Raw genomic sequence first — 22,516 nt, 5'->3', positions numbered from 1 at the left:
GACATCCATGAAACACGAATTCGCCTACGAGGAAGCGCAGCGTCACCTCAAGCAGCGTAACCGCTTTGCCGCGCTGGCATCCGTTCTCGGCCTTACCAGCCTGCTGGCGGTCGGCGCGGCGGCAACGCGCGAGGAAAGCATGATCCTCGTGCCTGTCACGAGCGAGCGCCTGACGCTCGGCAGCGGCGCGACCGATGCGCACTACCTCGAGCTTGTCACCCGCGACACCGCGCTGATGCTGCTCAATCGCGCACCCGAGAGCCTCGACTACTGGATGGAGCAGGTTCTCAAGGTGGCAGATCCCTCTGCGCACGGCCGCCTCAAGGCCGAGCTCGTCAAGATCGTCGACGAGCAACGCGGCTCGGACATCAGCCAGGCCTTCGTCATCTCGCGGATGGAGGTCGACCCGCAGGCGCTCACCGCGACCGTCACCGGAACGCTCAAGACCTTTGTCGGCGCGCAGGTGATCGCGAGCCAGCAGCGCAGCTTCGAATTCAGCTGGAACCGCCGCGGCCTCAGCCTCGGCCTCACCAGCTTCCGCCAGCTCCCAACCGAAAACGAGGAGGCGAATCCATGACGCTCCTATCCCGCCCATTCCCCGCCGCGCTGACCAGCTTCGCGCTGGCAATCGCCACGACCGCCTACGCTTCTCCGGCACATGCCGACCAGTTCGTCGAGGCCGCCGATGGCGCCGCGATCGACTGCGTGCTCGCGCGCGGCGCGCTGACCCGTATCGCCCTCATTGAGGATGGTTTTGCCAATGTCTCGAAGATGGCAAGCGGCTATCCCTACAACGATTTCGAGGTGACCCACGAGCCGGTGCGCGGCGACATCTATGTCTCGGTGCCGCTGCAATATGCGAGCGCCAGGGTCAGCTTCTTTGCCACCAGCAGCGCGGGCTATGTCTACAAGTTCGCGTGCCGCGTCGATGGCGAAGAGGCGAGCCAGCTCTTTGTTACCAATCCCGCGCTCGCCAAATCCCAGGCGAGCGAGTGGGAAGGCCAAGCCCCGACCCGCGACGAGGCCGCGATTCGGCTGATCGAGGCGATGGCGAGCGACAGCGTTCTGCCAGGCTTCCGCGCCCGCGCCGAACTCTCGCGACCACGCCGAACCGACAGTCTCGAAGTCCAGCAGGTCGCCGAATACGAAGGTGCCGAGCTGATCGGACAGGCCTTCACCCTGCGCAATCTTGGCCCGATGCCCGTCGACCTTGCACGTGAGCGCGACGCGCCCGCCGGGGCGCTGGCCTTTGCCTATGGCCGCGACAGCCTCCAGCCCGGCGAGAGCACGCAGGCCTTCCTTGTGTTTACCAAGGGAGGGCTCGAATAATGGCCGAAACCGACAGACGCGATACGCCCCCGGCAGCGCCCAGGGACGAGACGCGCGGCGACGCCCGGCGCAATCTCAACCGCACGGTCGCGCAGCGCCAGAAGCTGCTGCTCGCCGGCATCGGCGGGGTGGCACTCATCGCCGGTTCGATGTTCATCTTCGGCGGCGAGGATGAAGCCGGCGCCGACGGCGCAGGCGCGACCACGATCGAGACCGGCGCGCTGGTCAATCGCAATCTCTCGCAGCGCGAATTCGTCGCCACCTATGGCAACCGCCTCGATGCGCAGGGCCGCGCGATCAAAGACCTGCAGGAAAGCCAGCTTCCCAAGGCCTCGATCGAGCAGGAGCTCGAAACGCTGCGGGGCGAGAACGCGCGGATGATCAGCGACGGTCAGGCGGCGATCGATGCGATCTCGGCGGAGAACGCCGCCTTGCGCTCGGAACTCGAAACCGTCCGCGCCAATCCCCCGGTCACGCCGGTGGCCGCAGTCGATCCGCGGGCTCCGGGCTTCGCTCCCGGACCGCTCGAGCCACCCAGCGAACCCAAGGCAAGCCTGCTGAGCTTTGCTGGAGACAAGCCGGGCGCCTCCAAGACGAAGGCAACCGAAAGCGCGCCGCCGCTGCTGCTCGAGGCAAGCCGCGATTACCTGCCGCCCAACAGCTATGCACCTGCCACCGTGATCGTGGGGGTCGACGCCTCGACGGGCGTGACCAGTCAAAGCGATCCGCTGCCCGTGGTGCTGCGGATCACCGGGCCGGCGCGCTCCGTGCTGCAGGGTAACAAGCTGCTCACCACCGATCTCACCGGCTGCCTCGTCAATGGCGCCGCGCGCGGCGATCTCTCGGCCGAGAAGGTCTACGTCAAGCTTGTGCGCATGACCTGTGCGCAACCAGGTGGACGCTTCGCGGTCAGCGAGGTCAAGGGTTTCATCGCCTTCGCCGGCAAGTCGGGCGTGCGCGGCAATGTCGTCAGCCGCGAAGGAAGCCTTGTCAGCCAGGCGCTGCTCGCTGGGATCGTCGGCGGGTTCGGACGCGGCTTCTCGGCCAATGCCAACGGCATCTTTGCTCAGTCTGTCGGCAGCGACGGCAGGCGCGACGCGCTCTCGCCCACCGACATCCTCGCAGGCGGCTTTGGCCAGGGCGCGGGCGAAGCCGCCGACACGGTCAGCAAATACCTCATCGAACGCGCAGAACAGTACCAACCCGTCGTCGAGATGCCGACCGGCATCGCAGTCGAAATCGTCTTTCTCGACGGCGTCCATGTCAGGAGCACACCCCAATGAACTATTCGAACCAGCGGCCCGGCCTCAAGGCGCGCGCCGCGCACATATCGCTCGCTGCTGCCAGCGCAGCAGCCCTCCTTGCCAGCGGCGTCGCGATCGTAACCGCCATGCCCGCGCAGGCCGCGATCACGCAGAATGTGGTTGAAGCGCTCAAGCTGCGTCTGCCCAGAACGCCGATCGACGCGCTCGATTGCACGACATTCGCGCCGTGGTGCGAGGTCGTCTCTGGAGAGACGCTGTTCTACATCGACGAAGCGGCGCGCTACCTCTTCGTCGGGCGGCTCTACGACATGGAAGAGCGGCGCGACGTGACCGCCGCGCGCCTGCTCGAACTCAACCCCGACCTGCTCGCCGCCGGCGCAGCCCGCGCTGCCGGCGAGGACACTGCCGGGCGGCATGACATCGCCGAAACCCGCGACGGACAGGCCGCGACGCATGTCGATCTCCAAGCTCTTCCCAAGGAAGGCGCGATCCTGTGGGGCAATCCCAAGGGACCGAAGCTGGTTGTCTTCTCGGATTTCCAGTGCGGCTACTGTAAGCGGCTCACCGGCGAGCTCGAGAAGGCAGGCGTTCTTGTCGAGGAACGGCCGATCTCGATCTTCGGCGCATCGAGCCGGCGCATGTCCGAGGCAGTGATCTGCGCCGCCGATCCGGTCGGGGCGCTCCATGCCGCATACACCGGCAAGCACCTCGAACCGCGCGCAACCTGCAAAAAGTCAGCTGCGCTCGATGCTAATGAAGCCTTTGCACAGGCCAACGGCTTTGCCGGAACCCCGGTGATCGTCAGGGCGCGCGACGGTGCGGTGCTGCACGGCTATCGCGATGCCAAGACACTGCGCGCCTTTGCCAATGCCAAGACCGGATCGAAGCAATGAGCGGTCGTGCGACACGTGTCGGAGCGACGGCAACCTTCGCCTTGATGATCGCCGGCTGTGCGACGCTTGGCGGCAACGTCAAGGGCGACTTTTCCTGCCGCGCGCCGGAGGGAAGCTGCGCGCCGACCTCGATGATCGACGATGCCGCCACCCGCGCTTCACAGGCAGAACGGCCAAGTCATGCCCCTGCGCGAGCGCACGGGTCCGGTGATCGCGGATTGCGGATCGTCCTTGCGGGCTACCGCGACGAGGGGGGCCGCATCCACGAGGCCCGGGTTGTTCATGTCGTGCTGCCCGATCGCGCTGCCGAGCGCTGGCGTGTGCCGCGTTCGACCGGCGACGTTCTGCGCGCACTGGCGCATCCGGCTGAAGCGGATGTCGGGCCGGCCGCCGCCGCAGAAGCGCGTCCTTTCCGGCATTCCAATCCCTCCCCCAAGCAGCCTCCCGATGTCCTGGTCATCCCCTCGCAGGATTTGACGGAGCTGCCCGGCGCCAATGCGCCGGACCCCGGGGCATCTGGTCGTCCCCCCTCCCCCGGCCAGGTGCCCCACCCCGTTCTGTCCGAAGGAGAGCCCAAGTGAACCTCTCGCTATCCTCTGCGCGTGACGCGCTCCTTGCTGGCCTGTTCGGCGATGCGAAGAAGGCCGACCATGCGCAGCCGCGTTTCGCGCTCGACATGCTGTCGGACTGGCTTCCGTACCGCGTCTATGACGAGGGCCCGGGGCTCTACCGCAACGCGCACTCGAAGGGCTTCATTCTCGAAGTCACCCCGCTCATCGGCGCCGACGAGCGGACAGGTGAGATCCTCGGCCAGTTCTTTTCCGAGAGCCTGCCGCAAGGCGCCTGCCTGCAGGTGCTGAACTTCGCGTCTCCGCGCATCGGCGCCATCGTCGGCCCCTGGTTCGCGCCGCGCTACGAGCAGGGCGGGATCTACGAAGCGATCGCGAAGGCCCGCACCAACCGGCTCTACGATCTCGTCTGGAAGTCGGGCTCGGCACACGCGCCGTTTCATGCACGCCATGTGCGTCTGGTGCTCTCGCTCGGTGTTCCGGTGCCTGGAAGCGTCACCGATGCCGAACTCACCGAATGCCGAGACGGGATGGCGGGGATGCTGAACTCGCTCGGCCTTGCATCGAACAAGCTCGAGCCCGCAGGCCTGCTCGCACTGGTGGACGAACTCACCTCGCCGACGACAGCGCGCGAACCCGATCTCACCCACTGGAACCGCGAGGACACGCTCGACGCGCAGGCCATCCGCCGCGATATCGAACTCGAGGTCGAGGACGACCGGCTTATCTTGCGCACCGAGCGCTTCCGCGAGACCGGGCGCTCGCGAGATGGCGTGCCTCAGGTAGGTGAATGCTATCCCGACCGCTTCGATGTGCGCCATTACGGCGTGCGCTCTACCCCTGAGCGCTGGGCACCGTGGGAATGCGCGCGGCTCATCGGCGACATGTTCACCGACAAGCTGCGCTTTCCCTGCCCGGCTGCGACAATGCTGTGCCTGCATTATCCCGACCAGGAAGCCGCCTCGGCGCGCGCAGGCTACAAGTTCATGCGCACCACCAGCCTGTCGGAAACGAAGAGTGCACGTTTCCTGCCTAAACTGTCCGAGCAGTCGGCGGAATGGAGACATGTCCAGGCCGAGCTCCAGGCAGGCAAGAAGCTGGTCAAGCTGTTCTACGGCCTCACCACGATCTCGCCGCTCGGCGATGGCGATGCACACGAACGCACGGTCAAGGCGATCTACAAGGCGGCCGGATGGGATCTTGCCGACGAGCGCTTCCTCCAGCTGCAGGGCTTGGTCGCGGCCTTCCCGCTGAGCCTCGCCGATGGCTTGGTCCACGACCTTGCGCGGCTCAAACGCTTTCGGACCATGCTCTCGACCACCGCGGCCAATATCGCCCCGCTGCAGGGCGAGTATCTCGGCGGGAGGATCCCGCACCTTCTGCTCCTCGGCCGGCGGGGCCAGCCCTTCTTCTGGTCGCCCTTCGAGAACGCGGCGGGCAACCACAACATTGCGATCTGCGGCAAGTCGGGCTCGGGCAAGTCGGTGCTGCTGCAGGAACTCTGCGCCGCGCTCCGCGGCGCGGGCGCCAAGGTGGTCGTGATCGATGACGGCCGGAGTTTCGAGCATTCGGTCAAGTTACAGGGCGGCCGCTTCGTCGAGTTCACGCTCGCCTCGGGATTCTCACTCAACCCCTTCTCGATGGTCGACGATGCCCGCGCGCATGAAGACGAGGATTACCGGCTCGACTGCTTTGCGATGATCAAGGCGATCGTCGGCCAGATGGCGCGGCCAAGCGCCGCGCCCTCTGACACCGAACGCGGCCTCATCGATCGTGCAGTAACACAGGTCTGGAATGCGCTCGGCAGCGGGGGCGCGATCGACGACGTCGCGCATGCCCTCCATCAGAGCGAGAACGAGGCGGGCAAGGACCTAGCCACAGCGATCGCGCCCTTCTGCCGCGGTGGCAGCTATGCCGGGTTCTTCTCGGGGAAAGCGAGTTTCGCGCTCGAAGACGATTTCACCGTCTTCGAGATGAGTGACTTGGCAAGTCGCGAGGAACTGCGAAGCGTCGTCCTCTCGGCGATCATGTTCATGACCGGCCAGGCAATGACGCGCTCGTCGCGCTCGACCAAGAAGCTGCTGCTGATCGACGAGGCCTGGGCGATGCTCAAGGGCGGTTCGATGGGCGAGTTCGTCGAGACCTATGCCCGCACCGCGCGCAAGTATGGCGGCGCGCTTGCGACCGCCACCCAGTCGCTCAACGACTATTACAAGTCCGATGGCGCGCGGGCTGCGCTCGAGAACAGCGACTGGATGCTGGTGCTCCAGCAGAAGCCCGAGACCATCGCCGATTTCCGCAAGGAGGCCCGGCTCGACATGGACGACCGGACCGAGACGCTGATCCGCAGCCTCAAGCGCTCGGGCACCGAGTACAGCGAGATCTACCTCAAAGGTCCCGAGATGGAAGCCCTTGGACGCCTGGTGCTCGACCCACTCTCGGCAACCATCTTCTCCTCCGATCCCGACACCTATGCCGCGATCCACCGCCATGTCGAAAACGGCATGCCGCTGGAGCGCGCAGTCGCGCTGGTCGCAGGTGTGGAAGGAGGCGTGTGATAGTGCTTGAGACCACCACGCTCGTCGATCGCGTTCCGCTTCCGTCAGTCAGACAAGCCCGCGACAAGCACCGTGCGCTCGACTGGCTGGCGCTTTTCCAGGGCACCTGCCTGGTGCTGATCGAAACGGCAAGCTTCGCGGCGAGCACGCTGCTGCTGGTCCTCGGCCTGCCGCTGTTCGTGTTCCTGGCTGTAGCAGGCTGGGATCTCACGGCGCTGTTCGCGCAGCTCGGCAATCTTGCCGACCATTACCGCACCGCTGAACCGGTCGCGCGCCGCTTCTTTGCGCAGGACCTCCAGATCGCATTTCTCATCGCAGCCGGGGGCCTCACCCTGCTGCGGCTGCCGGCTTTCCTGCGCCGCCTCGATCGCCGCCTCGCCGAAGGATCTCCCCGCCATGGATAGACTGCACCTCCCGCTTAGCCAGCTGGGCCCGAAACTCCTCGCCGTAGCGGTGCTCGTTGCCGCGCTCCTGTGGGGTGCGTGGATCACGCAGCAGGTCACCAGCTCCCCGGAGCAGCGGATCGTCACGGTCCGGCTCGCCGAGACCATCGGGACATTCGTCGAGGAAGCCGCGCGCGCCGATGCCGATCCGGCGGTCGTCCAAGCGGCTAGCCTTGCCTACCTCAAGGCCGCCGAAAGCGCCGTTGCCGACATGGGCCATGACGGCCGCGTGGTGCTGGTTGCCGAGGCCGTGCTCGCGGGCGCTGCCGAAGACGCAACCTCCGAACTCGAGCAGCGCATTGCGGACAAGCTCGCAGGGAAGATCCAGCCATGAGCCTGCCCCGCTCGATCCGCCGTTCGCTGCTGCTCTCGGGGCTGGTCCTGCTGCCGCTCGCCTGGGCGCCGCTCGATGCCTTCAGCAAGGACCACGCTTTCCTCATCAATGCGAGCCCGAGCCTGCCAAACTGGGCGTTCTGGCTCGACAAGCACGCGCCGATCGAACGCGGCAGCCTGATCTTCTTTGAGCCGCCGCAAAGCGAACTCGTCGCAAGGCATTTCGGAAAGGGACCGCAGATGTTCGGCAAGCGCGTGCTTGGCATGCCGGGCGATGTCGTGCGCCACGAGGGCGATGCGGTCTTCATCAACGGCAAGAGGGTCGCGAGCCTGCTCGAGGTCACCCGCCTTGGCGTGCCGCTCACGCGAGGTCCTGAAGGAGTCATCCCGGAGGGCTGCTACTACACCGGAACCGGCCATCCGCGCGGGCTCGACAGCCGCTACGGCGCCATCGGTTTCGTTTGCCGCGAGCAGATCCTCGGCAGCGGGAGGGCAATCCTGTGATGCGCTCCCTCCCCCCGCTCGGCGTCCTTCTCCTCGCTGCGCTCCCGGCCAGCCTGCAGGCGCGAGACTATGGCCAGCGCGGAGCGGTCTTCCCCGTGATCGAGCGCGACCTGCTCGAACAGATCCATACCCGCCTCGCCCAGATGGAAAAGTCGGGCGAGACCGCGCGGCTCAACGAGGAACTCAAGCGTCGCACGATCGCCCGCGTCAACCGGCCTGATCCGGTTGCCGGCGTGATCCGCGCAAGCACAAGCCGCCAATGGGCCTTCGATCCGACAATTACGCTTGCTGCCGACATCCGGGGCGCAAAAGGCGAGCTGATCCATGCCGCCGGAACCCGGGTCAATCCGCTCGACAGCGTCAAGCTGCGCTTCGACCTCCTCTTTCTCGACGGCGACGACCCTGCGCAGATCGCCTGGGCGCTGAGGCAGGACGCCAATGCCAAGCTGATCCTCGTGAAGGGCGCGCCGCTCGAGCTGATGAAGGCCCGCCAGCGCCGCTTCTATTTCGACCAGGGCGGCAAGCTGACGCAAAAGTTCGGCATCAAGGCCGTCCCCGCGCGGGTGCGACAGAAGGGGCGTGTCCTCGAAGTGAGCGAGATCGCGCTGCCGCTCCGAAAGGCCCGGCCATGAGCAGCATCCGCGCCTTCCTGATCCTTGTCACAGCGTCGTTGTCGCTCGCTCTTGCCTCGCCCGCCTCGGCCGATGCCGGGCCGGGCAAATGCACCGGGCAGTTCGTCAATCCGATCACCGACATCTGCTGGTCGTGCCTGTTCCCGATATCGGTTGGCGGGCTCGAAATCTGGCCGAGCAATCGCCCCGATCCCGACAATCCCGATCTGCCCGTCTGCCTTTGCGGACTTCGCCCCGGCATCGCCATGGGGTTCTGGGAACCGGTGCGGCTTGCAGATGTCAGCATGAAGCCATGGTGCTTCGTAAACCTCGGCGGGATGAAGCTCGACCCCGGCTTCGATATCGGGTTCCGTTCGATCTCGGGTCCCTCGGCCGTGGGCGGTGCAAGCCAGTATTATTCGAGCTGGCACGTCCACTGGTACGCCTATCCGCTGATCTACTGGATGGAGATCGTCGCCGATTTCCTGTGCCTTGAGCCGGGCTCAATCGACATCCTCTACATCTCCGAAATCGATCCGCTGTGGCAGGACAGCGAGCTCACCGCGATCATCAATCCCGAGGCCGTGCTGTTTGCCAACCCGCTGGCGCTTGCTGCGTGCGCTGCGGATTGCGCTGCTTCGACCGCGAACCTGCCGCTCGACGAGATGTTCTGGTGCGCGGGCTGCCAGGGTTCGATGTACCCGATGAATGGCAATGTCTCGGCTTCGATCGGACACGTTCAGGCCTCGCGGCTCGTGCTCTCGCGCTTCGCCTACAAGCTCCACCGCGAGCTCGTCTCATGGGGGACGATGGGGTCGAAGGGCCTGTGCGGCAAGTACCTGATGCCGGTGATGAGGAAGCAGCAATACCGCTTCCAGGCCACCAACCCCAACCCGGCGACCAAGGGCCGCTACGCCTGCCCGCCCGTGGGTGCCTCAACCACCTTCCAGTCCCCCGGACAGGTCATCCCCGCCATTGGCGAAGACATGGGATACCTCGTCTGGCGCAAAAGGAATTGCTGCGCGCTATGAGAAACGCTTTCCCCATACTCGTTGGCCTTAGTCTGGTGATCGCTGCCGGATTTGCCGCAGCTTCTGCGCAGGATGCCGGGCCCGACCTTGACCTCGCTGAGATCCGCGCGCGCGCGGCCGAACATGCCGCCGACGCCGAGGCTCTCGCCACATCGGTCAGGACAAAAGCGGATGCCCTCGCAGAAGACGCGCGCGCCGCTCAGCAAACGGCTTTCGACAATCGCGCAGCCTATGCCGAGACTGCACAGGCGACCGCGAATGCCGGGCCGCTCGATCTCGACGGCATGATCCGCGCCCAGGCCGATGCGGAAGTCGTAGCGATGGGCGATACGCCCCGGTTCATCGCTTTTGCCTCATTGGCAATGCCCGAGCCCGCATTGAAGGCGCTGGTTCGCGATGTCTCGAGGGCCGGCGGCGTCACCGTACTGCGCGGATTCCCCCAAGGCGACAGCGCGCGCTTCAAGAAACGCATCGCCGCTATCTGGAGCAATAGCGATGATGCCGGCGCGCTCGGGATCGACCCGCGCCTGTTCCGCGCCTTCGATATCGAGGTTGCCCCGAGCTTCGTGATGATCACGAGCGATTTTGCCCCGTGCGACGGGTTCGACTGCAAAGACGTCTTGCCGCCGCACGACCGCATTGCCGGTAATATCAGCGTGGCCGAAGTGCTCGACACCTTCGCTTCCGGAGGGGGTCCAGGAGCGCAGCTCGCGCGCCTCCATTCCCGCAGGCTCGAAGGAGAACGGCCATGAGGCTCATACAATCGCTTCGCATAGGACTGCTCGGTCTTCTCGCCGTCGCCGCGCCCCTTTCCGCGCAGCAGCAGGACGCGCGGGCCGATGGCAAGGCCTTTGCCGAAAGCCTGCGCGGCGAAGCGCAAGAAGCTGCCAGATCGCAGCCCAATGCAGCAAACCTTCCCAACTACGACCGCGACGCCGTGCAAAACCTGGAAGCGCTCGCCGACGATCCCGAGCGGATCGAGAGCAATGCGGCCGCCGCTGCTACCGGACACCAGGGCTATCGGGCGATGCGCGACAGCGTGGCCAATCGCGCGCGCTTCGATCCAAGTGAGATCGAGGACGTCATTGCGCGCAGCCTCGCCATCAACGAGACCCCGCTCGACTACACCAGCGGCATGGCAATCTCGGGTGGCCAGGGTAATTGCGTGCCGCTGCCGACCGGGTCCGGATCGGCAGGGACCTACACCGCTACCTGCAACACTGGCACGCGGATCGACCAGTCGGCTGGCCAGTGCGAAGTCCCGCTCGTCGCCAACGTGACCCGGCGCCAGCAATGGCACTATCTCTGCAACGAGACGAGCACAGTCTATGGATATCCCTGGTGCTCGGCATTCGATGGTGGCTCGTGCCGGATCACCGGGTATCGGCCCGGACCCTGCCTCCAGTGGCGGGAGGACCAGTTCTATAGATACTGCACCGAACCTGGCGATCCCATCGCTGAAATCACATGCGACACTCCGGATGCGCGCTACACGCCCTATGCGGTGACCACGGACAACTCGATCGATACCTTTTCCGACGAGAGCCAGTGCATCGGATTTGCCGATAATGGCGATTGCACACTCGACAATGAGATCTGCACCGATGCCGATCCGCAGACCCGCGTGATCGACGGTGTCTCGGTTACGCGGCCCTGCTGGGAATGGCAGCGCAGCTACACCTGCACATCGCGCGAGGCGGCGAGCGACTGTTCGGATATCGAAAGCCAGGGCACCTGCCGGTTCATCGGCGAGGAATGCCTCACCGACGAGATGCCCTGCGAGACCTGGGAGCGCATCTACGAATGTCCCCTGCCCGGTACGGACATCTCCACCCAGTATGTCTGCGACGGCGATGTCTATTGCATTGATGGCAGCTGCGAGACGATCGAGCGCACCACCAATGACGAGTTCAAGGATGCGGCGGTCGCATTGCACGCCATGGACGAGGCGCGCGGCCAGTTCGATCCGAACACGCTGACGCTGTTTCGCGGCACGCGCAACACATGCTCGTCCAAGGTCTTCGGCGTCCTCAATTGTTGCAAGGGCAAGGGCTTCCCGCTCATTCCAGGTATTAGCCTGCTCGTCGCGCTCGGATGCGACCGCGAAGAGGTGCTGCTCCACCAGCGCGATGCGCAGGGCCTGTGCGCCTATGTCGGCACATACTGTTCGGACAAGTTCCTCGGCGTCTGCCTGACCAAGAAAAAGGCCTATTGCTGCTTCGAGAGCAAACTCTCGCGCATCCTGCAGGAACAGGGGCGCAAGCAGCTCCCCAAGCCGTGGGACAAACCCAAGGAGGAGCAATGCGAGGGCTTCACGCTCGACGAGTTTACGCGCCTCGACCTCAGCCGAATGGACTTCAGCGAGGTCTATGCCGAGTTCACAGATGCCGCACGGCTACCCGACGAACTCGAGACCAGCATCCTCATCCAGCAGAAGATTGAAGACTACTACGCAAGGGGTGGCCGATGACCCATTTCAATAGATTGGCGGCACTCGTCCTGAGCCTAGCCGCCCTTCCCACCACCTCGGCCTATGGCCAGGAGAAACAGACTTCCACATCGCCCACCTCGGCTGATGCGCTCTACTGCGAAGAGCGCCAGCTCGGCTACTGGTTCTACTGCGTCAAACCTTTACCCGCAGATGAACCGCAAGAGCCTGAAGCCGAGCCGGTCGCGGCAACGCAGGAACTCGACGCGATCACCTCCGAGCTTCGCGAACTCAAGGCGCGCGCGATCCTCTATCCGACCGAGGCCAATGTAGCGGCCTATATCCGCTTCCAGCGCGCGCAGCTCGACCGCGCCTCGCTGTTCTCCGATGTCTGGCAGCGGGCGATCTGGCAGGACCCGGACCTCGACTACACGCTTGAACGCCCCGTCGGAGCGGTCGCCAAGAAGCAGTGGCAGGATGCCCGCAGCGCGGAGCGCGATCACGTCATGGCAACGCTCTCGCAGCGCTACGGCCTGTTCTATTTCTTCAGTTCGACCTGCGGACCGTGCGAAGTGATGAGCCCGATCGTGAAGGGCGTCGCCGACCGCTGGCGGATCACCGTGCGCGCGATCTCGACCGATGGCGGTCCATCCAGGCATTTTCCCGACTATCGGGTCGAGACGAACCAGCGCGGCAAGCTTGGTCTCGAAGGCAAAGCCACCCCCGCCCTGGTGCTGTGGGACAGCGTGACCAAACGCCCGATTCCGATCGGCTACGGCGTGCTCTCGGCCGACGAGCTGCAGGACCGCATCTACCTTCTCACCTCCAAGGAAGCCGGACATGATTACTAGCATCCGCAATGCGGCATTGACCCTCGCCGCCGCCAGCATGGTTGCCTCACCGGTCGCCGCGAATGTTGGCGACAGCATGGACCGCTTCATGGATGACATGGGCGCGGCGGCGAATGTCACCGGCCCGACCGCCTTCGAAGGCCAGTCGGCAGGCTATTACAGCCTCGGCAATGTCTGGACGCGCTTCCCTCAGAAGACGACCAACATCGCCAATCTCCAGCTGCCGCGCGCAAGGGCGGGCTGCGGGGGCATCGATATCTTCGCGGGGTCCTTTTCCTTCATCAATGCGAGCGAGATGGTCGCTCTTCTGAAAGCCGTCGCCAACAACGCGGTCGGGTTCGCGTTCAGCCTGGCGATCGATACCGTCTGTCCCGAATGCAACAAGATCATGCAAGAGTTCAGCCAGAAGGCGCAGCTCATGAACAATCTCTCGATCAACTCCTGCGAAATGGCGCAGGGGCTGGTCGGAGGCCTCTGGCCCAAGGGCGATCTCGCCGACAAGGCGATCTGCGAAGCCATCGGGAATTCCGAAGGTATCTTCACCGACTATGCGGCCGCCAAGCACGGCTGCGGCACGCGCGGCCAGCGCGCGTCAACCAACGAAGGCGGCGGCACCGACTACGCCGACGTCAATCCCGGCGTGCCGCGCAACTACACCTGGCACGTCCTGAAAAAGAGTGCCTTCTTCAACCCCGGCGGTACCTTCGACCGCGAACTCGCCGAGTACGCCATGACGCTGATTGGCACGGTCATCTACGTGCCACCCAAGGATGATGAACCCGGCAAATTCGTGCCGTTCGCGGGCGACGCGTCCTCGACGCTCGTGAGCGCGCTCCTAGACGGGACGCAGGGGCAGACCGTGCGCGTTTTCCGCTGCGACGAGACCGATCTCTGCCTCAATCCCACCTTCGAGCAGATGAGCCTATCGAATGCAAAGGCCATCCGCCCGCGGGTCGCGCTCCTCATCGGCAATATGGTCGATGCGATCCGGGCCGACACCGCTATCGGCAATGCCGAAAAGGAACTGCTGCAGGTGGCCTCTATCCCCTTATACAAGATCCTTACCGTCCAGGCCGCCTATGGACGCGGGATGCCGACCGACGATCGCGACACGCTCGCCGAGATCGCCAGCATCGACCTGCTCTATGCCATCCTCGACCGGATCGTGTCCGAAGCCGGGCGTTCGATGGCAAGCTTCATCGCCGCCGATGAAGCCAAGCTTGCGATCTGGCGCGGCCAGGTCGCCGAAGTGCGTTCTGGCCTCGTCCAGCGGCAGGCTACCGGACAGGCCAAGGTCTCGGCGATCATGCAGATCATCGAGAAGACCGCGATGATCGAGAACGCCCTCGCCGCTTCGATGTCGCCCTCGATGTCCGCAGCGCTCGACTGGTCGCGCGGGCTCCAGTCGCGCTCCATTATCCCCTGAGGCCGCGACATGGTCGAGATCTTCACAACCGGCGGCGGTGAGTACATCGTCAATGTCTTGAACGCCGTCGCCTCGTGGACCGGGGCCGGTGGCTACAAGAACCTGATCCAGGTCGCACTCGTGATGGGGTTCGCGCTTGCGGTCATTGTCGTCGCATTCAATCAGGACTGGCGCGCCTGGCTCAACTGGTTCCTCGGCGCGACACTCATTTACTTGTGCCTGATGGTGCCGCGCATGGATGTGCAGGTCACCGACCGTGTCAATCCGAGCCTTGCACCGGCGACAGTCGCCAATGTCCCGCTCGGTCTTGCCCTGATGGCAAGCTTCACCAGCCAGGCGGGCGACTACCTCACCCGTTCCGCAGAGCTCGTCTTCGGCCTTCCCGACGATCTCAACTATTCGAAGAACGGCATGATTTACGGCGCGCGCCTGCTCGAAGCGACACGCTCGCTGCGCATTGCCGATCCCGAGTTTGCCGCCAATTTCGACGAGCATGTCCGGCAATGCGTGTTCTACGACCTGCTCCTCGGCCGCTACTCCATGAAGGAACTGTCCGAAAGCAACGATATCTGGGCGACCATTGCGCCTGGCAGTGCCGCGCGGGCACAGCGCTTCGTCACCCGGCAGGCGGATGATAGCGTCACGGCCACGATCATCACCTGCCGCGAAGCATACACCGCGCTCTCCAGCCAATGGGCCGGGCTTATCGATGAGATGACGCAGGTCGCCGGGCGCCAGCTCTACCCCCGGCAGACCGAAGCGCTCGCGAAGGCCAAGCTCATCGCCGACCTGCCGATTGCCTATCAGTACCTCACAGGCGTCTCGAAGGATGCAAGCAGCATCTTCCGCCAGGTGCTCACGATCAACGCGATGAACCAGGCGATGCATGGCTTTGCCGGAGCGAGCGGTGCGTCGAGCGTCGATGTGTTCGCGCAGACCCGCGCCGATATCCAGACCGAACGGACCTATTCCTCGATCGCGCATAACGCGATGAAGTGGGTCCCGATCCTCAACGTCGTGCTGACGGTCGTATTCTACGCGCTCTTTCCGGTGCTCTTCCCGCTCTTCCTGATGCCCAAGACCGGACCGATTGCGCTCAGAGGATATGTCACGGGCTTCTTCTACCTAGCGGCGTGGGGACCGCTCTTCGTCATCCTGCACATGATCCTAATGCTCAAGGGCGCGAGCGATGTGGCGGCAGCGGGCGGCGCAACCGGTCTCAGCCTAGCGACCTTCTCAGGCATGACCGACGTCAACAACGATATCGGTATCCTGGCCGGTTATCTCGTTGCATCGATCCCGTTCCTTGCCGGCGGCGTCGCCAGGGGCGCGCTCGCAATATCGGGACAGGCAACGAGCTACCTCAACCCGAGCCAGAACGCTGCAGAAGAGGCGGCGCGCGAAGCGAGCACCGGCAATGTTTCGCTCGGCAATTCCAGCCTTGAGAACTCGAACGTGTTTTCGCGGCAGTTTGCGCAAGCCAGCCTTGCTCCCAGCATTGGCTATGGCGCCGCGCAGACGCGAGCGACGGGCGAAAACGGCACCCAGATCACCGGCTTCCCTCAAGCCGAATTCGCCACCGTGCCGACCTCGAGCTATCCGTTCACCCCGACACTCGGGCAGGACTTCTCGAGCCGGCTTGCGACCATGGCGAGCCAGAGCCGCGGCCAGAGCGAGACTTTCTCGAACCTTGCCCAGCAATCGACGAGCTCGGCGGTCACCCGCTTCAGCGAGCTACGCGATGCCTACACCCGCTCGCGCTCGAACGAGAGCGTCAGTGGCACGTCAACGAGCGACAGCATCGGTAGCGCCTTCAGCGAAGTCGACAACGCCTCGAAGACACTTCAGCAGCAATTCGGGCTGTCGCGCCGTGCCGCCGATGACATCACTGTTTCGTGGTTCTTGAACGGCGATGCCGGTCTTGGGGTCAAAGGAGAGCGCGGTTCTGTTAAGGGTGCTCTGGGACTGAAAGGTGGACGTAACCAGACCTGGACCGACAGCGATATCGGGATTGCCTCCGAAGACCGCTCGCGCATCACGGGTGCGCTGCGCCAAATCTCGGACAGCCGTAGCTGGTCGAGCACGCGGGAAGGTTTCTTGCGCGAGACGAGCTCTAGTTCGGAAGCGTTGGTCTCAAGCAGCTCGGCGGGGATCACTACTTCGATTACCGAAGCGCAGAGCTACACCCGCGAAGCACGGCGTGCCGAGGAGATCGCCAGCCGCCTCGAGAACCAGGCGAGCTGGTACGAAAGTGCCAATGCCGCAGGCACTCTCAACCTCAGCCAGATCTATCGCGAATGGGGCATGGCGGAGATCGAGGCTAACCGGGATTACTACGGTCCGGTGCGCTTTGACGACATCGACTTCCAGATGAGCGCGCGGGGCCAGCAGCTCCAGGCGCGGTTCGTCGAGGGCTATGCGGACCAGCTCAATGCGGAGATCCTAGGCGACCTGGTCTTGCCGCCTTCCGCACCCGTCGCTCGGCCCTCGGTGAGCAGTGCGGAAAGCGTCCGGGGATCGGTGCGGCTTGGCGGTGTGCCGGCAAGCCTGAGCACCCCGTCCAGCGAACGAGAAAACATCGCCCGCGATGTCGATCGGGTCCAGCGACGGGGAGAACAGAGCATCGGTTCCGTAAAGGGCTACCTCGACGGAAAGACCCGCGATGCCAAGGGGGCCTCGGCCGATGCGGCGGACGACGTAAAGGAATGGTAGCTCACATCAGTCCATCGTAGATGATCACGTAGATCACAAAGGCGACGAACAGGATGGCGAACAGGATCAGGCCTAGCTTGCCCCACGGGTCTGCCCAAGTTTTTTTCCAAGTGTAGGAAGTGAGGCGGTTGTCGGCGATGGCCCGGTCTACTTCGCGGAAGCCCTCCCAGCCCTCCTTGCCGCCCGGGGGTGTGTCGTCTGGCTCGCTCATCGCTCATTCTCCTTCACAAGAAGGGAGCCGCCCTCTCCTCTTCTCAGCCCCATTTTGTTGCTGAGAAAATAGCCGAAAATCATCGGGAAAGCGAGCACGGTATCTTGGCTTGCAGGCCCGAAAATGAAAGAAGGTGGCATGGCAGGAAGATCACCTCAGAATAATGTCTTCGATTTTCGCGCAGGAGTTTCCCGACGGAATCAGGGCAAACTGCGCGGCTTGGCGCTGCTTGTTGCCGGAGGATTGCTCGTTGGAATTCTGGGCGGCCTCTTCGGCATCTACTGGCCTTTTGGCTCGGCAAGCGCCGAAGCGCGGACGACCCACAGCTTTGCCGTTTGCGGCATGTTCAGGCGGACTTGCGTCGTCGATGGTGACACTATCTGGCTTGAAGGCGTAAAAATCAGGATCGCGGATATCGACACGCCGGAAATCTCGCAGCCAAAATGCGATTACGAATACGATCTCGGCATAAAGGCACGCGACAGGTTGGTGGTTCTGCTCAATCGGGGAGAGTTCTCTGCGGTTCCGATCGGTAATCGGGACGAAGACCAATACGGTCGTAAGCTCCGTGTCCTGATGCGCGATGGCCGCTCGATCGGCGACCAGCTGGTCGCGGAAGGACTAGCCCGGACCTGGTCCGGACGCAGGGAGCCGTGGTGCTGATGCGCGCCTGGCCGGACAGTGATGATCCCTTGGCGGGCAACGAGCGGGAATGGAAATTGAAGCTCGAAGCATGGCTGCTGGGTATTCCGATTGTCCTCATGCTCATCGCGGGCATCGGGTCACTCTTTTGACGCTCACCCCCGATCAGGAGCTTTGGGGCATGGCGCTGTGGGTGGAGAAGTACCACGGCGATGCCGGACATGAATTCATTGCGTCGAAGATCGATCAGCTGACCCGGGCCGGCGAGGAATACGGGGCAAAACTTTGGCAGGACGTTGCGCAACGCTATGAGCGGCTTGGCGAGCGCACGTCCCGTTCCTCTTGATACAGTCGGGAGCGGTAGCCTCGACTGAAGTCAGGTAGGCTTCGAGCCTTTCGATGGTTCTGCGGCGCGGTCTGCGTCCCATCCTGAGGTCGAGCACAAATCGCGGATCGCCAACCGCGCGCCGTCCGAAACGTGTTGCCGAAATATGATGATCTTTCAGATGCTTTTCGATCCGTTCCAGCAAGGTCATGTCCCTTTCGCTCCGACTCGCAAATCCCTTGTGTTCCTGTTATGTTCTTAGTAGGATCGCATCCGCGAGTCTAGGAAAATTCCTACGATCAAGATTCGAAGGACGGAAAGATGGAACACGTGAGGGAAGAGCTCGACCGGCTGATCCTCAAGGGCGGATATGGCTACGCTTCGATTTCGCGGCTGCTCGGGCGCAACCCCGCCTATGTGCAGCAATTCATCAAGCGGGGCTCACCGAGGAAGCTCGATGATGAGGATCGAAAGACGCTCGCCTGTTTCTTTGGCGTCGACGAACAGGTGCTCGGCGGTCCGGCCAATCCGGTCACCGACAGCATGGTCGAGATACCCGTTCTTGATGTCGAAGCATCTGCCGGTTTTGGTGCAGTTGCTGCCAGCGAGACTGCACATACCCGGTTCGGGTTCGACGAGCGCTGGTTGCGGCACCTGACGTCGGCGAAGAGCGCCAGCCTGTCGATCGTTGGGGTTAAAGGTGACTCTATGGAACCCACGCTCAGTGATGGCGACGAGGTCCTGGTCGATGCGTCAGATCACGGCTCGCGGATGCGCGACGGGATCTACGTTCTTCGCGCTGATGATACCCTCGTTGTAAAGCGGATCGCGATCAAACCAGGTGGTCGGCAGATCACCATCGCGAGCGACAATCCTGCTTATCCGACTTGGCACGATATGGACCGTTCCGATGTGCACGTCGTTGGTAGAGTCATCTGGTTCGGAAGAGCGCTTTAGGCTCCTGTACTCTCCGATCTAGCTCGAACTTCCGCAAGACCAACATCAAAACCGAGCGGCTGCAGCAATTTCGAAATCAGTCGTGCTTGGCTGGCATGGAAACTATCCGAAGGCGCTTTTACTTCGACAAAGCGGATGGCTTCTCCCTTCCAAAGCGTGAGGTCCGGCCAGCCAGACCTGAGATCGTAAGGGGCAGATGCAAAGACTCCGGCGATTTCCGCAAGTCGATCGGCCCCGATTGCATCGAATAGCCCGAAGACGTGCTCTGCTAGGACGGTCGGATAGAATGCGGGAGTGTTATCAGCGGTAGCGGAGATTATTCTCCAGTTGGCCTCGATCTGTGACCGCGTTGAACGAGAAACCGAGGCGACCAAGTCGCTTTTGGAGAACCGGTCCTGATCGAACGCAACGTTCTGCGCATAGAGAGCTTCGACAAAAGTATCTGCGTGGCACGGGTCTAGGCTCTTGAAGGATGCTGCCTTGATCAAAGTGAGAATCAGGCCGCCTTCGGATGCAGCGCCTGACCATCCCTGTTCGTGATAATGTTCGAGCGCAGCAAATTCGACCGATGACCAGTCGTGGGCTCTGTGGAATCTCCATTCCTTGCCCCTGCCCTTTTCGAGCATGATCACATCATGGCCGATCCCGAGACGATCGGCTTGCTTTTCGAAGCGGTTTTTCCTTCCACCTGCAGTTTGAATGTCCTGTGGTCCGGCCTCTCTGCGGAGCTTTTCCACCCGCCTTGCAACGCCGACCTTAGGATCCAACCTGAGCGCATCATCATAGGCCTTGATTGCTTCCTCCAGCTCGCCTGCTGTTTCGTGCAACTCGCCCAAGAGCCGCAATGCACGCGCCTGGCTCCAGACTTCTCCGTCACGCGCCGCACGCGCGAGCCCGGCCACGACGAGTTTGCGCATCTCACTGTCGAGCGGAACCTGTGTTTCAAGGATATCCTTGATCACTCTCAGGTCGCCCGCAGCGATCCGCCGACGCTGCCAACCTGCCCGATCGACCATCGTGCCAGTAAAGTCGTAAGCTGCACGCTCACCATCGCTCAGGCAGATCAATACCCTGTGGGCTTCACGATCCCATTCATAGCCTTCGGCCCAGCCGGTTTCGACTTCCCATCGGGCGATTTCCCTTCCGGCTTCCAGATCAAAGAGCATGTACCGGCAGCTGTCGTCGCTTCCTGGTGCATTGGCTGTCTGGCAAATCGCAGTTCGCGCATCAGGCGAAAGGCTGTTGCTCATGAGGTTAGCGGCAAATTGCTGCGCGATGAGCGTTTGCCCTTTGGAGTTGAATGCCACGAACCGGCCTTGCAAGCCTTGCCCGAACATCCAGTCGTGGAGGATGAACGTGCCATTGTCGGCAACCTTTCCCTCCTGGGGCCGTTCGAGCTGTCCCGTTTTGACGATGCGGTCGTCAAGAAGCAGCAACCAGCAGCCGTGCCCGCTGTCGCGGTTTCCGCCCCGCCGACCGTCGGGTGTTCTGTCGGCCCAGACCAGTCGGTATCGACTATTGGGCGACTTGGCTTGATGGCCAAGGAAATCGAGTTCATCGATGCTGACGAGGCCGTGACCGAACTCGTCGACGTTCAATTTGGCCTGCGAAGAAGAGTTCGGCCGCTCCCCGACAGACGCGCGCTTACCGAAGAGACGATCAAAGAACCCCGTCATTTCCGACCATTCAATCGGTTCTGCAAATCCGCGACCGCATCCATGACGTCATCGAAGGGAGGCGGTTCGCCGAAAATCATAACGCTCATTGCACGATAGTCCTGCTTCAAATCATCGATCATCCCTTTCTCGGGACACAAGGCAAAGGTGGGTGAATGTGCGGAGGCCAGGTCGAATGGCGGTCGATCAAAGAACATGCGGGCGTGGGCGACACAATCCTCGCCGAGAACCGTATCTGCGAGTGCTGCCTGGCCTGCATCGGATTGGAGCAGACGAGAAACGTCATAGTAGTGTCGTGAAATGCGTTGCCCGTTGCCGCGAAGCTGGCCCCGATTGTCGTACCAGCGCCGCAAGCCATGAAGGATGACGACCTTGTCCCAGAAGGTTCGCTCGGCATCTACCACCGTGACGTTTGGCACGGCGATGTCGGTACCCGGGATATCTGCGTCGACATAAGGAGTGATGGTTCGCAGTGAATTCGGGTCGAGCGCGGACTTTGCGCCTGACTCGATCTTCACCGACTTGGAGATATAGGCATCGGTGGGTGTCGCACTGGGATAGACCAATAGCAGCGTCTGTCGATCATGCGGGTCCGGTTCGACGCGAAGAGCGCCCGCCTCTATTCCCGTGCGAGCGCACGCTTCGTCACAGAGAGCCCTTAGTTTTTCCAGGAATGGCCCATTGATGTAGGCCTCGCAGGCTTCGCGAATTTCGTCGAGCGCAGCTTCGCGCTTCTTGCGACTGAGCTTTGCGAGTTCCTCAATCGAAGCAGCATGACCCAAGTCGTCGCGGAAGACGGTCACATCGATGTCTTCGGAGAACCTTTCGATCAGACCGAAGGCCTTGGAAAGAGACGTGCCGCCCTTGAATAGCAGCCTGGGTCCTTCTCTAAGTCCGTTGAACAATGCGTCTAGTGTCCAGCAGACCCAGAGGTCTTTCTCGACGTTCTGCGGGGTCGTGCCGAGCCGCTGGGCAGTTGCTGCATAGAGCCCGCTGCGCGTTTCGGCATCGGCGCGCAGGATTTCATCGAATGCCGGGTTCACGATAGCGATGCCTGATCGCTCAGCAATGGGCGCAGGAAGTCCTGCATCCAAGCGGGTAACGTGGCAAAGCCATCAGCCAGATCTGCACACAGTTTTTCGCCGTGTACTGGATCTGCCAGCAGACTGCTCAGGCGATCCCGCCACTCTGCAACGTCATCACTTGGCATTGTGTCCCGCAGCCAATGCAAAGCCTGCACAATCCGCATGGCAGGTCGCCCTGCCCAGTAGAGTTTGCTGGCGGCCGTCTGTTTGAAGTCGATTGTTAGGTTGCCAAGCTTTATCGACTTCGGTCTCGCCTCACTGTGAACGACTATCTTGGCTGGTACGGCGTTCGTTAGCCCCAGATCATTGGCAGCCGTCATGCCGTCAACCAGGACACGTATCTGATCCCGGCGCGCAACAGCCTCGACAACGGCACGAGGATCAGGTGCACTTTTCGCTTTGGTCAGGCTGTTGACGCCCGGCTTGTCATAAAGTCCACGGTCGATCCGGCGCAGGTCACCTGCTTTGACCAATCGTTGGAGTGTCTTGTCGACGGCATCACGGCTTGCAAGGTCGAGGAAGTCCGATGGCGTCCAGACAGTATTTTCCGCCCCCTGCGCAATGCGCTGGAGGATTTGCGATTTAAGGGGCGAGGCTTCTACATTCATGTCCGAAATATGTAGCAACATTTCGGACAATGTCGATGCTTTCCTGTCCGAAGAATGTA

General features: G+C 62.8%; 24 protein-coding genes. 20 read left to right on the top strand and 4 right to left on the bottom strand.

What is annotated here, in order from left to right; all coding sequences use genetic code 11:
• The first annotated feature begins 7 nt into the window (after window positions 1-7).
• From AABA34_RS08565 to AABA34_RS08490, 16 genes are read left to right on the top strand one after another with little or no spacing between them, the layout of a single operon-like run.
• Window positions 8-577 (top strand): type IV conjugative transfer system protein TraE, encoded by a 570-nt coding sequence (locus AABA34_RS08565; protein WP_338302269.1) that lies wholly within the window; start codon window positions 8-10, stop codon window positions 575-577.
• Window positions 574-1,329 carry a type-F conjugative transfer system secretin TraK gene (locus AABA34_RS08560; protein WP_338302268.1) on the top strand — a complete coding sequence of 252 codons (756 nt, stop codon included), beginning with the start codon at window positions 574-576 and terminating at the stop codon, window positions 1,327-1,329. The genes AABA34_RS08565 and AABA34_RS08560 overlap by 4 nt, the downstream gene beginning before the upstream one ends.
• Window positions 1,329-2,612, top strand: a complete 1,284-nt coding sequence (locus AABA34_RS08555) for a TraB/VirB10 family protein (RefSeq protein WP_338302267.1) — start codon at window positions 1,329-1,331, stop codon at window positions 2,610-2,612. Before AABA34_RS08560 ends, AABA34_RS08555 begins: the two co-directional genes overlap by 1 nt.
• Window positions 2,609-3,487: a DsbC family protein gene (locus AABA34_RS08550; RefSeq protein ID WP_338302266.1), complete on the top strand. Its 879-nt coding sequence runs from the start codon at window positions 2,609-2,611 to the stop codon at window positions 3,485-3,487. Before AABA34_RS08555 ends, AABA34_RS08550 begins: the two co-directional genes overlap by 4 nt.
• Complete coding sequence (locus AABA34_RS08545) at window positions 3,484-4,068, top strand: hypothetical protein (protein WP_338302265.1); 585 nt, start codon at window positions 3,484-3,486, stop codon at window positions 4,066-4,068. The genes AABA34_RS08550 and AABA34_RS08545 overlap by 4 nt, the downstream gene beginning before the upstream one ends.
• Window positions 4,065-6,614: a type IV secretion system protein TraC gene (gene traC / locus AABA34_RS08540; protein ID WP_338302264.1), complete on the top strand. Its 2,550-nt coding sequence runs from the start codon at window positions 4,065-4,067 to the stop codon at window positions 6,612-6,614. The genes AABA34_RS08545 and traC overlap by 4 nt, the downstream gene beginning before the upstream one ends.
• On the top strand, window positions 6,611-7,018 hold the full coding sequence (locus AABA34_RS08535; RefSeq protein ID WP_338302263.1) for a hypothetical protein: 408 nt from the start codon (window positions 6,611-6,613) through the stop codon (window positions 7,016-7,018). Before traC ends, AABA34_RS08535 begins: the two co-directional genes overlap by 4 nt.
• Complete coding sequence (locus tag AABA34_RS08530; protein ID WP_338302262.1) at window positions 7,011-7,391, top strand: TrbI F-type domain-containing protein; 381 nt, start codon at window positions 7,011-7,013, stop codon at window positions 7,389-7,391. The genes AABA34_RS08535 and AABA34_RS08530 overlap by 8 nt, the downstream gene beginning before the upstream one ends.
• Window positions 7,388-7,894 (top strand): S26 family signal peptidase, encoded by a 507-nt coding sequence (locus AABA34_RS08525; protein WP_338302261.1) that lies wholly within the window; start codon window positions 7,388-7,390, stop codon window positions 7,892-7,894. The genes AABA34_RS08530 and AABA34_RS08525 overlap by 4 nt, the downstream gene beginning before the upstream one ends.
• Window positions 7,894-8,526, top strand: a complete 633-nt coding sequence (traW, locus tag AABA34_RS08520; RefSeq protein WP_338302260.1) for a type-F conjugative transfer system protein TraW — start codon at window positions 7,894-7,896, stop codon at window positions 8,524-8,526. Before AABA34_RS08525 ends, traW begins: the two co-directional genes overlap by 1 nt.
• Window positions 8,523-9,536: a conjugal transfer pilus assembly protein TraU gene (gene traU / locus AABA34_RS08515; RefSeq protein ID WP_338302259.1), complete on the top strand. Its 1,014-nt coding sequence runs from the start codon at window positions 8,523-8,525 to the stop codon at window positions 9,534-9,536. Before traW ends, traU begins: the two co-directional genes overlap by 4 nt.
• On the top strand, window positions 9,533-10,288 hold the full coding sequence (gene trbC / locus AABA34_RS08510; RefSeq protein WP_338302258.1) for a type-F conjugative transfer system pilin assembly protein TrbC: 756 nt from the start codon (window positions 9,533-9,535) through the stop codon (window positions 10,286-10,288). Before traU ends, trbC begins: the two co-directional genes overlap by 4 nt.
• Entirely contained in the window at window positions 10,285-12,006 is a 1,722-nt protein-coding gene (locus tag AABA34_RS08505) for a conjugal transfer protein TraN (protein WP_338302257.1), read from the top strand. Before trbC ends, AABA34_RS08505 begins: the two co-directional genes overlap by 4 nt.
• Entirely contained in the window at window positions 12,003-12,815 is an 813-nt protein-coding gene (locus AABA34_RS08500; RefSeq protein ID WP_338302256.1) for a conjugal transfer protein TraF, read from the top strand. Before AABA34_RS08505 ends, AABA34_RS08500 begins: the two co-directional genes overlap by 4 nt.
• Window positions 12,805-14,241: a conjugal transfer protein TraH gene (locus tag AABA34_RS08495; protein WP_338302255.1), complete on the top strand. Its 1,437-nt coding sequence runs from the start codon at window positions 12,805-12,807 to the stop codon at window positions 14,239-14,241. The genes AABA34_RS08500 and AABA34_RS08495 overlap by 11 nt, the downstream gene beginning before the upstream one ends.
• 9 nt (window positions 14,242-14,250) lie before the next feature.
• The gene (locus tag AABA34_RS08490; protein ID WP_338302254.1) at window positions 14,251-16,953 is read left to right on the top strand and encodes a conjugal transfer protein TraG N-terminal domain-containing protein; all 2,703 of its coding nucleotides are present in this window, start codon (window positions 14,251-14,253) and stop codon (window positions 16,951-16,953) included.
• Window position 16,954: 1 nt separating this feature from the next.
• Here the strand turns inward: AABA34_RS08490 and AABA34_RS08485 are convergent, their stop codons facing one another.
• Window positions 16,955-17,164, bottom strand: coding sequence for a hypothetical protein (locus AABA34_RS08485; protein WP_338302253.1), 210 nt, complete (start codon window positions 17,162-17,164; stop codon window positions 16,955-16,957).
• Window positions 17,165-17,383: 219 nt separating this feature from the next.
• On the opposite strand from AABA34_RS08485, the gene AABA34_RS08480 reads away from it, so the two are divergent.
• From AABA34_RS08480 to AABA34_RS08465, 4 genes are all read left to right on the top strand, one after another.
• A complete protein-coding gene (locus AABA34_RS08480; RefSeq protein WP_445083727.1) occupies window positions 17,384-17,827 on the top strand; it encodes a thermonuclease family protein in 444 nt (147 codons plus the stop codon).
• Window positions 17,821-17,958 carry a hypothetical protein gene (locus AABA34_RS08475; protein WP_338304779.1) on the top strand — a complete coding sequence of 46 codons (138 nt, stop codon included), beginning with the start codon at window positions 17,821-17,823 and terminating at the stop codon, window positions 17,956-17,958. Before AABA34_RS08480 ends, AABA34_RS08475 begins: the two co-directional genes overlap by 7 nt.
• Complete coding sequence (locus AABA34_RS08470) at window positions 17,955-18,152, top strand: DUF6961 family protein (RefSeq protein WP_338302251.1); 198 nt, start codon at window positions 17,955-17,957, stop codon at window positions 18,150-18,152. Before AABA34_RS08475 ends, AABA34_RS08470 begins: the two co-directional genes overlap by 4 nt.
• 300 nt (window positions 18,153-18,452) lie before the next feature.
• Window positions 18,453-19,088 carry a S24 family peptidase gene (locus AABA34_RS08465; RefSeq protein WP_338302250.1) on the top strand — a complete coding sequence of 212 codons (636 nt, stop codon included), beginning with the start codon at window positions 18,453-18,455 and terminating at the stop codon, window positions 19,086-19,088.
• On the opposite strand, the gene AABA34_RS08460 is transcribed toward AABA34_RS08465, so the two are convergent.
• Genes AABA34_RS08460 through AABA34_RS08450 form a run of 3 tightly spaced genes read right to left on the bottom strand, consistent with a single transcriptional unit; the run spans window position 19,085 to window position 22,478 of the window.
• A complete protein-coding gene (locus tag AABA34_RS08460; protein ID WP_338302249.1) occupies window positions 19,085-20,764 on the bottom strand; it encodes a VRR-NUC domain-containing protein in 1,680 nt (559 codons plus the stop codon). The genes AABA34_RS08465 and AABA34_RS08460 overlap by 4 nt on opposite strands.
• Complete coding sequence (locus AABA34_RS08455) at window positions 20,761-21,807, bottom strand: nucleotidyl transferase AbiEii/AbiGii toxin family protein (protein ID WP_338302248.1); 1,047 nt, start codon at window positions 21,805-21,807, stop codon at window positions 20,761-20,763. The genes AABA34_RS08460 and AABA34_RS08455 overlap by 4 nt, the downstream gene beginning before the upstream one ends.
• Window positions 21,804-22,478, bottom strand: coding sequence for a DUF6088 family protein (locus AABA34_RS08450; RefSeq protein ID WP_338304720.1), 675 nt, complete (start codon window positions 22,476-22,478; stop codon window positions 21,804-21,806). Before AABA34_RS08450 ends, AABA34_RS08455 begins: the two co-directional genes overlap by 4 nt.
• Between the last annotated feature and the right edge of the window lie 38 nt (window positions 22,479-22,516).

Origin of the sequence: Erythrobacter sp. Dej080120_24, from assembly GCF_036322605.1 — a bacterium.
Lineage (GTDB): Bacteria > Pseudomonadota > Alphaproteobacteria > Sphingomonadales > Sphingomonadaceae > Erythrobacter > Erythrobacter aurantius.
The sequence above is the reverse complement of the archived record's forward strand: the minus strand, read 5'-3'. Positions and strand labels throughout refer to the sequence as shown.

What these genes read in the sequence shown, in the direction of transcription:
- AABA34_RS08565 (WP_338302269.1), top strand. Translation starts at nt 8, where the DNA reads ATGAAACACGAATTCGCCTACGAGGAAGCGCAGCGTCACCTCAAGCAG.
- AABA34_RS08560 (WP_338302268.1), top strand. Translation starts at nt 574, where the DNA reads ATGACGCTCCTATCCCGCCCATTCCCCGCCGCGCTGACCAGCTTCGCG.
- AABA34_RS08555 (WP_338302267.1), top strand. Translation starts at nt 1,329, where the DNA reads ATGGCCGAAACCGACAGACGCGATACGCCCCCGGCAGCGCCCAGGGAC.
- AABA34_RS08550 (WP_338302266.1), top strand. Translation starts at nt 2,609, where the DNA reads ATGAACTATTCGAACCAGCGGCCCGGCCTCAAGGCGCGCGCCGCGCAC.
- AABA34_RS08545 (WP_338302265.1), top strand. Translation starts at nt 3,484, where the DNA reads ATGAGCGGTCGTGCGACACGTGTCGGAGCGACGGCAACCTTCGCCTTG.
- AABA34_RS08530 (WP_338302262.1), top strand. Translation starts at nt 7,011, where the DNA reads ATGGATAGACTGCACCTCCCGCTTAGCCAGCTGGGCCCGAAACTCCTC.
- AABA34_RS08525 (WP_338302261.1), top strand. Translation starts at nt 7,388, where the DNA reads ATGAGCCTGCCCCGCTCGATCCGCCGTTCGCTGCTGCTCTCGGGGCTG.
- traW (WP_338302260.1), top strand. Translation starts at nt 7,894, where the DNA reads ATGCGCTCCCTCCCCCCGCTCGGCGTCCTTCTCCTCGCTGCGCTCCCG.
- traU (WP_338302259.1), top strand. Translation starts at nt 8,523, where the DNA reads ATGAGCAGCATCCGCGCCTTCCTGATCCTTGTCACAGCGTCGTTGTCG.
- trbC (WP_338302258.1), top strand. Translation starts at nt 9,533, where the DNA reads ATGAGAAACGCTTTCCCCATACTCGTTGGCCTTAGTCTGGTGATCGCT.
- AABA34_RS08505 (WP_338302257.1), top strand. Translation starts at nt 10,285, where the DNA reads ATGAGGCTCATACAATCGCTTCGCATAGGACTGCTCGGTCTTCTCGCC.
- AABA34_RS08500 (WP_338302256.1), top strand. Translation starts at nt 12,003, where the DNA reads ATGACCCATTTCAATAGATTGGCGGCACTCGTCCTGAGCCTAGCCGCC.
- AABA34_RS08495 (WP_338302255.1), top strand. Translation starts at nt 12,805, where the DNA reads ATGATTACTAGCATCCGCAATGCGGCATTGACCCTCGCCGCCGCCAGC.
- AABA34_RS08490 (WP_338302254.1), top strand. Translation starts at nt 14,251, where the DNA reads ATGGTCGAGATCTTCACAACCGGCGGCGGTGAGTACATCGTCAATGTC.
- AABA34_RS08485 (WP_338302253.1), bottom strand. Translation starts at nt 17,164, where the DNA reads ATGAGCGAGCCAGACGACACACCCCCGGGCGGCAAGGAGGGCTGGGAG.
- AABA34_RS08465 (WP_338302250.1), top strand. Translation starts at nt 18,453, where the DNA reads ATGGAACACGTGAGGGAAGAGCTCGACCGGCTGATCCTCAAGGGCGGA.
- AABA34_RS08460 (WP_338302249.1), bottom strand. Translation starts at nt 20,764, where the DNA reads ATGACGGGGTTCTTTGATCGTCTCTTCGGTAAGCGCGCGTCTGTCGGG.
- AABA34_RS08450 (WP_338304720.1), bottom strand. Translation starts at nt 22,478, where the DNA reads ATGTTGCTACATATTTCGGACATGAATGTAGAAGCCTCGCCCCTTAAA.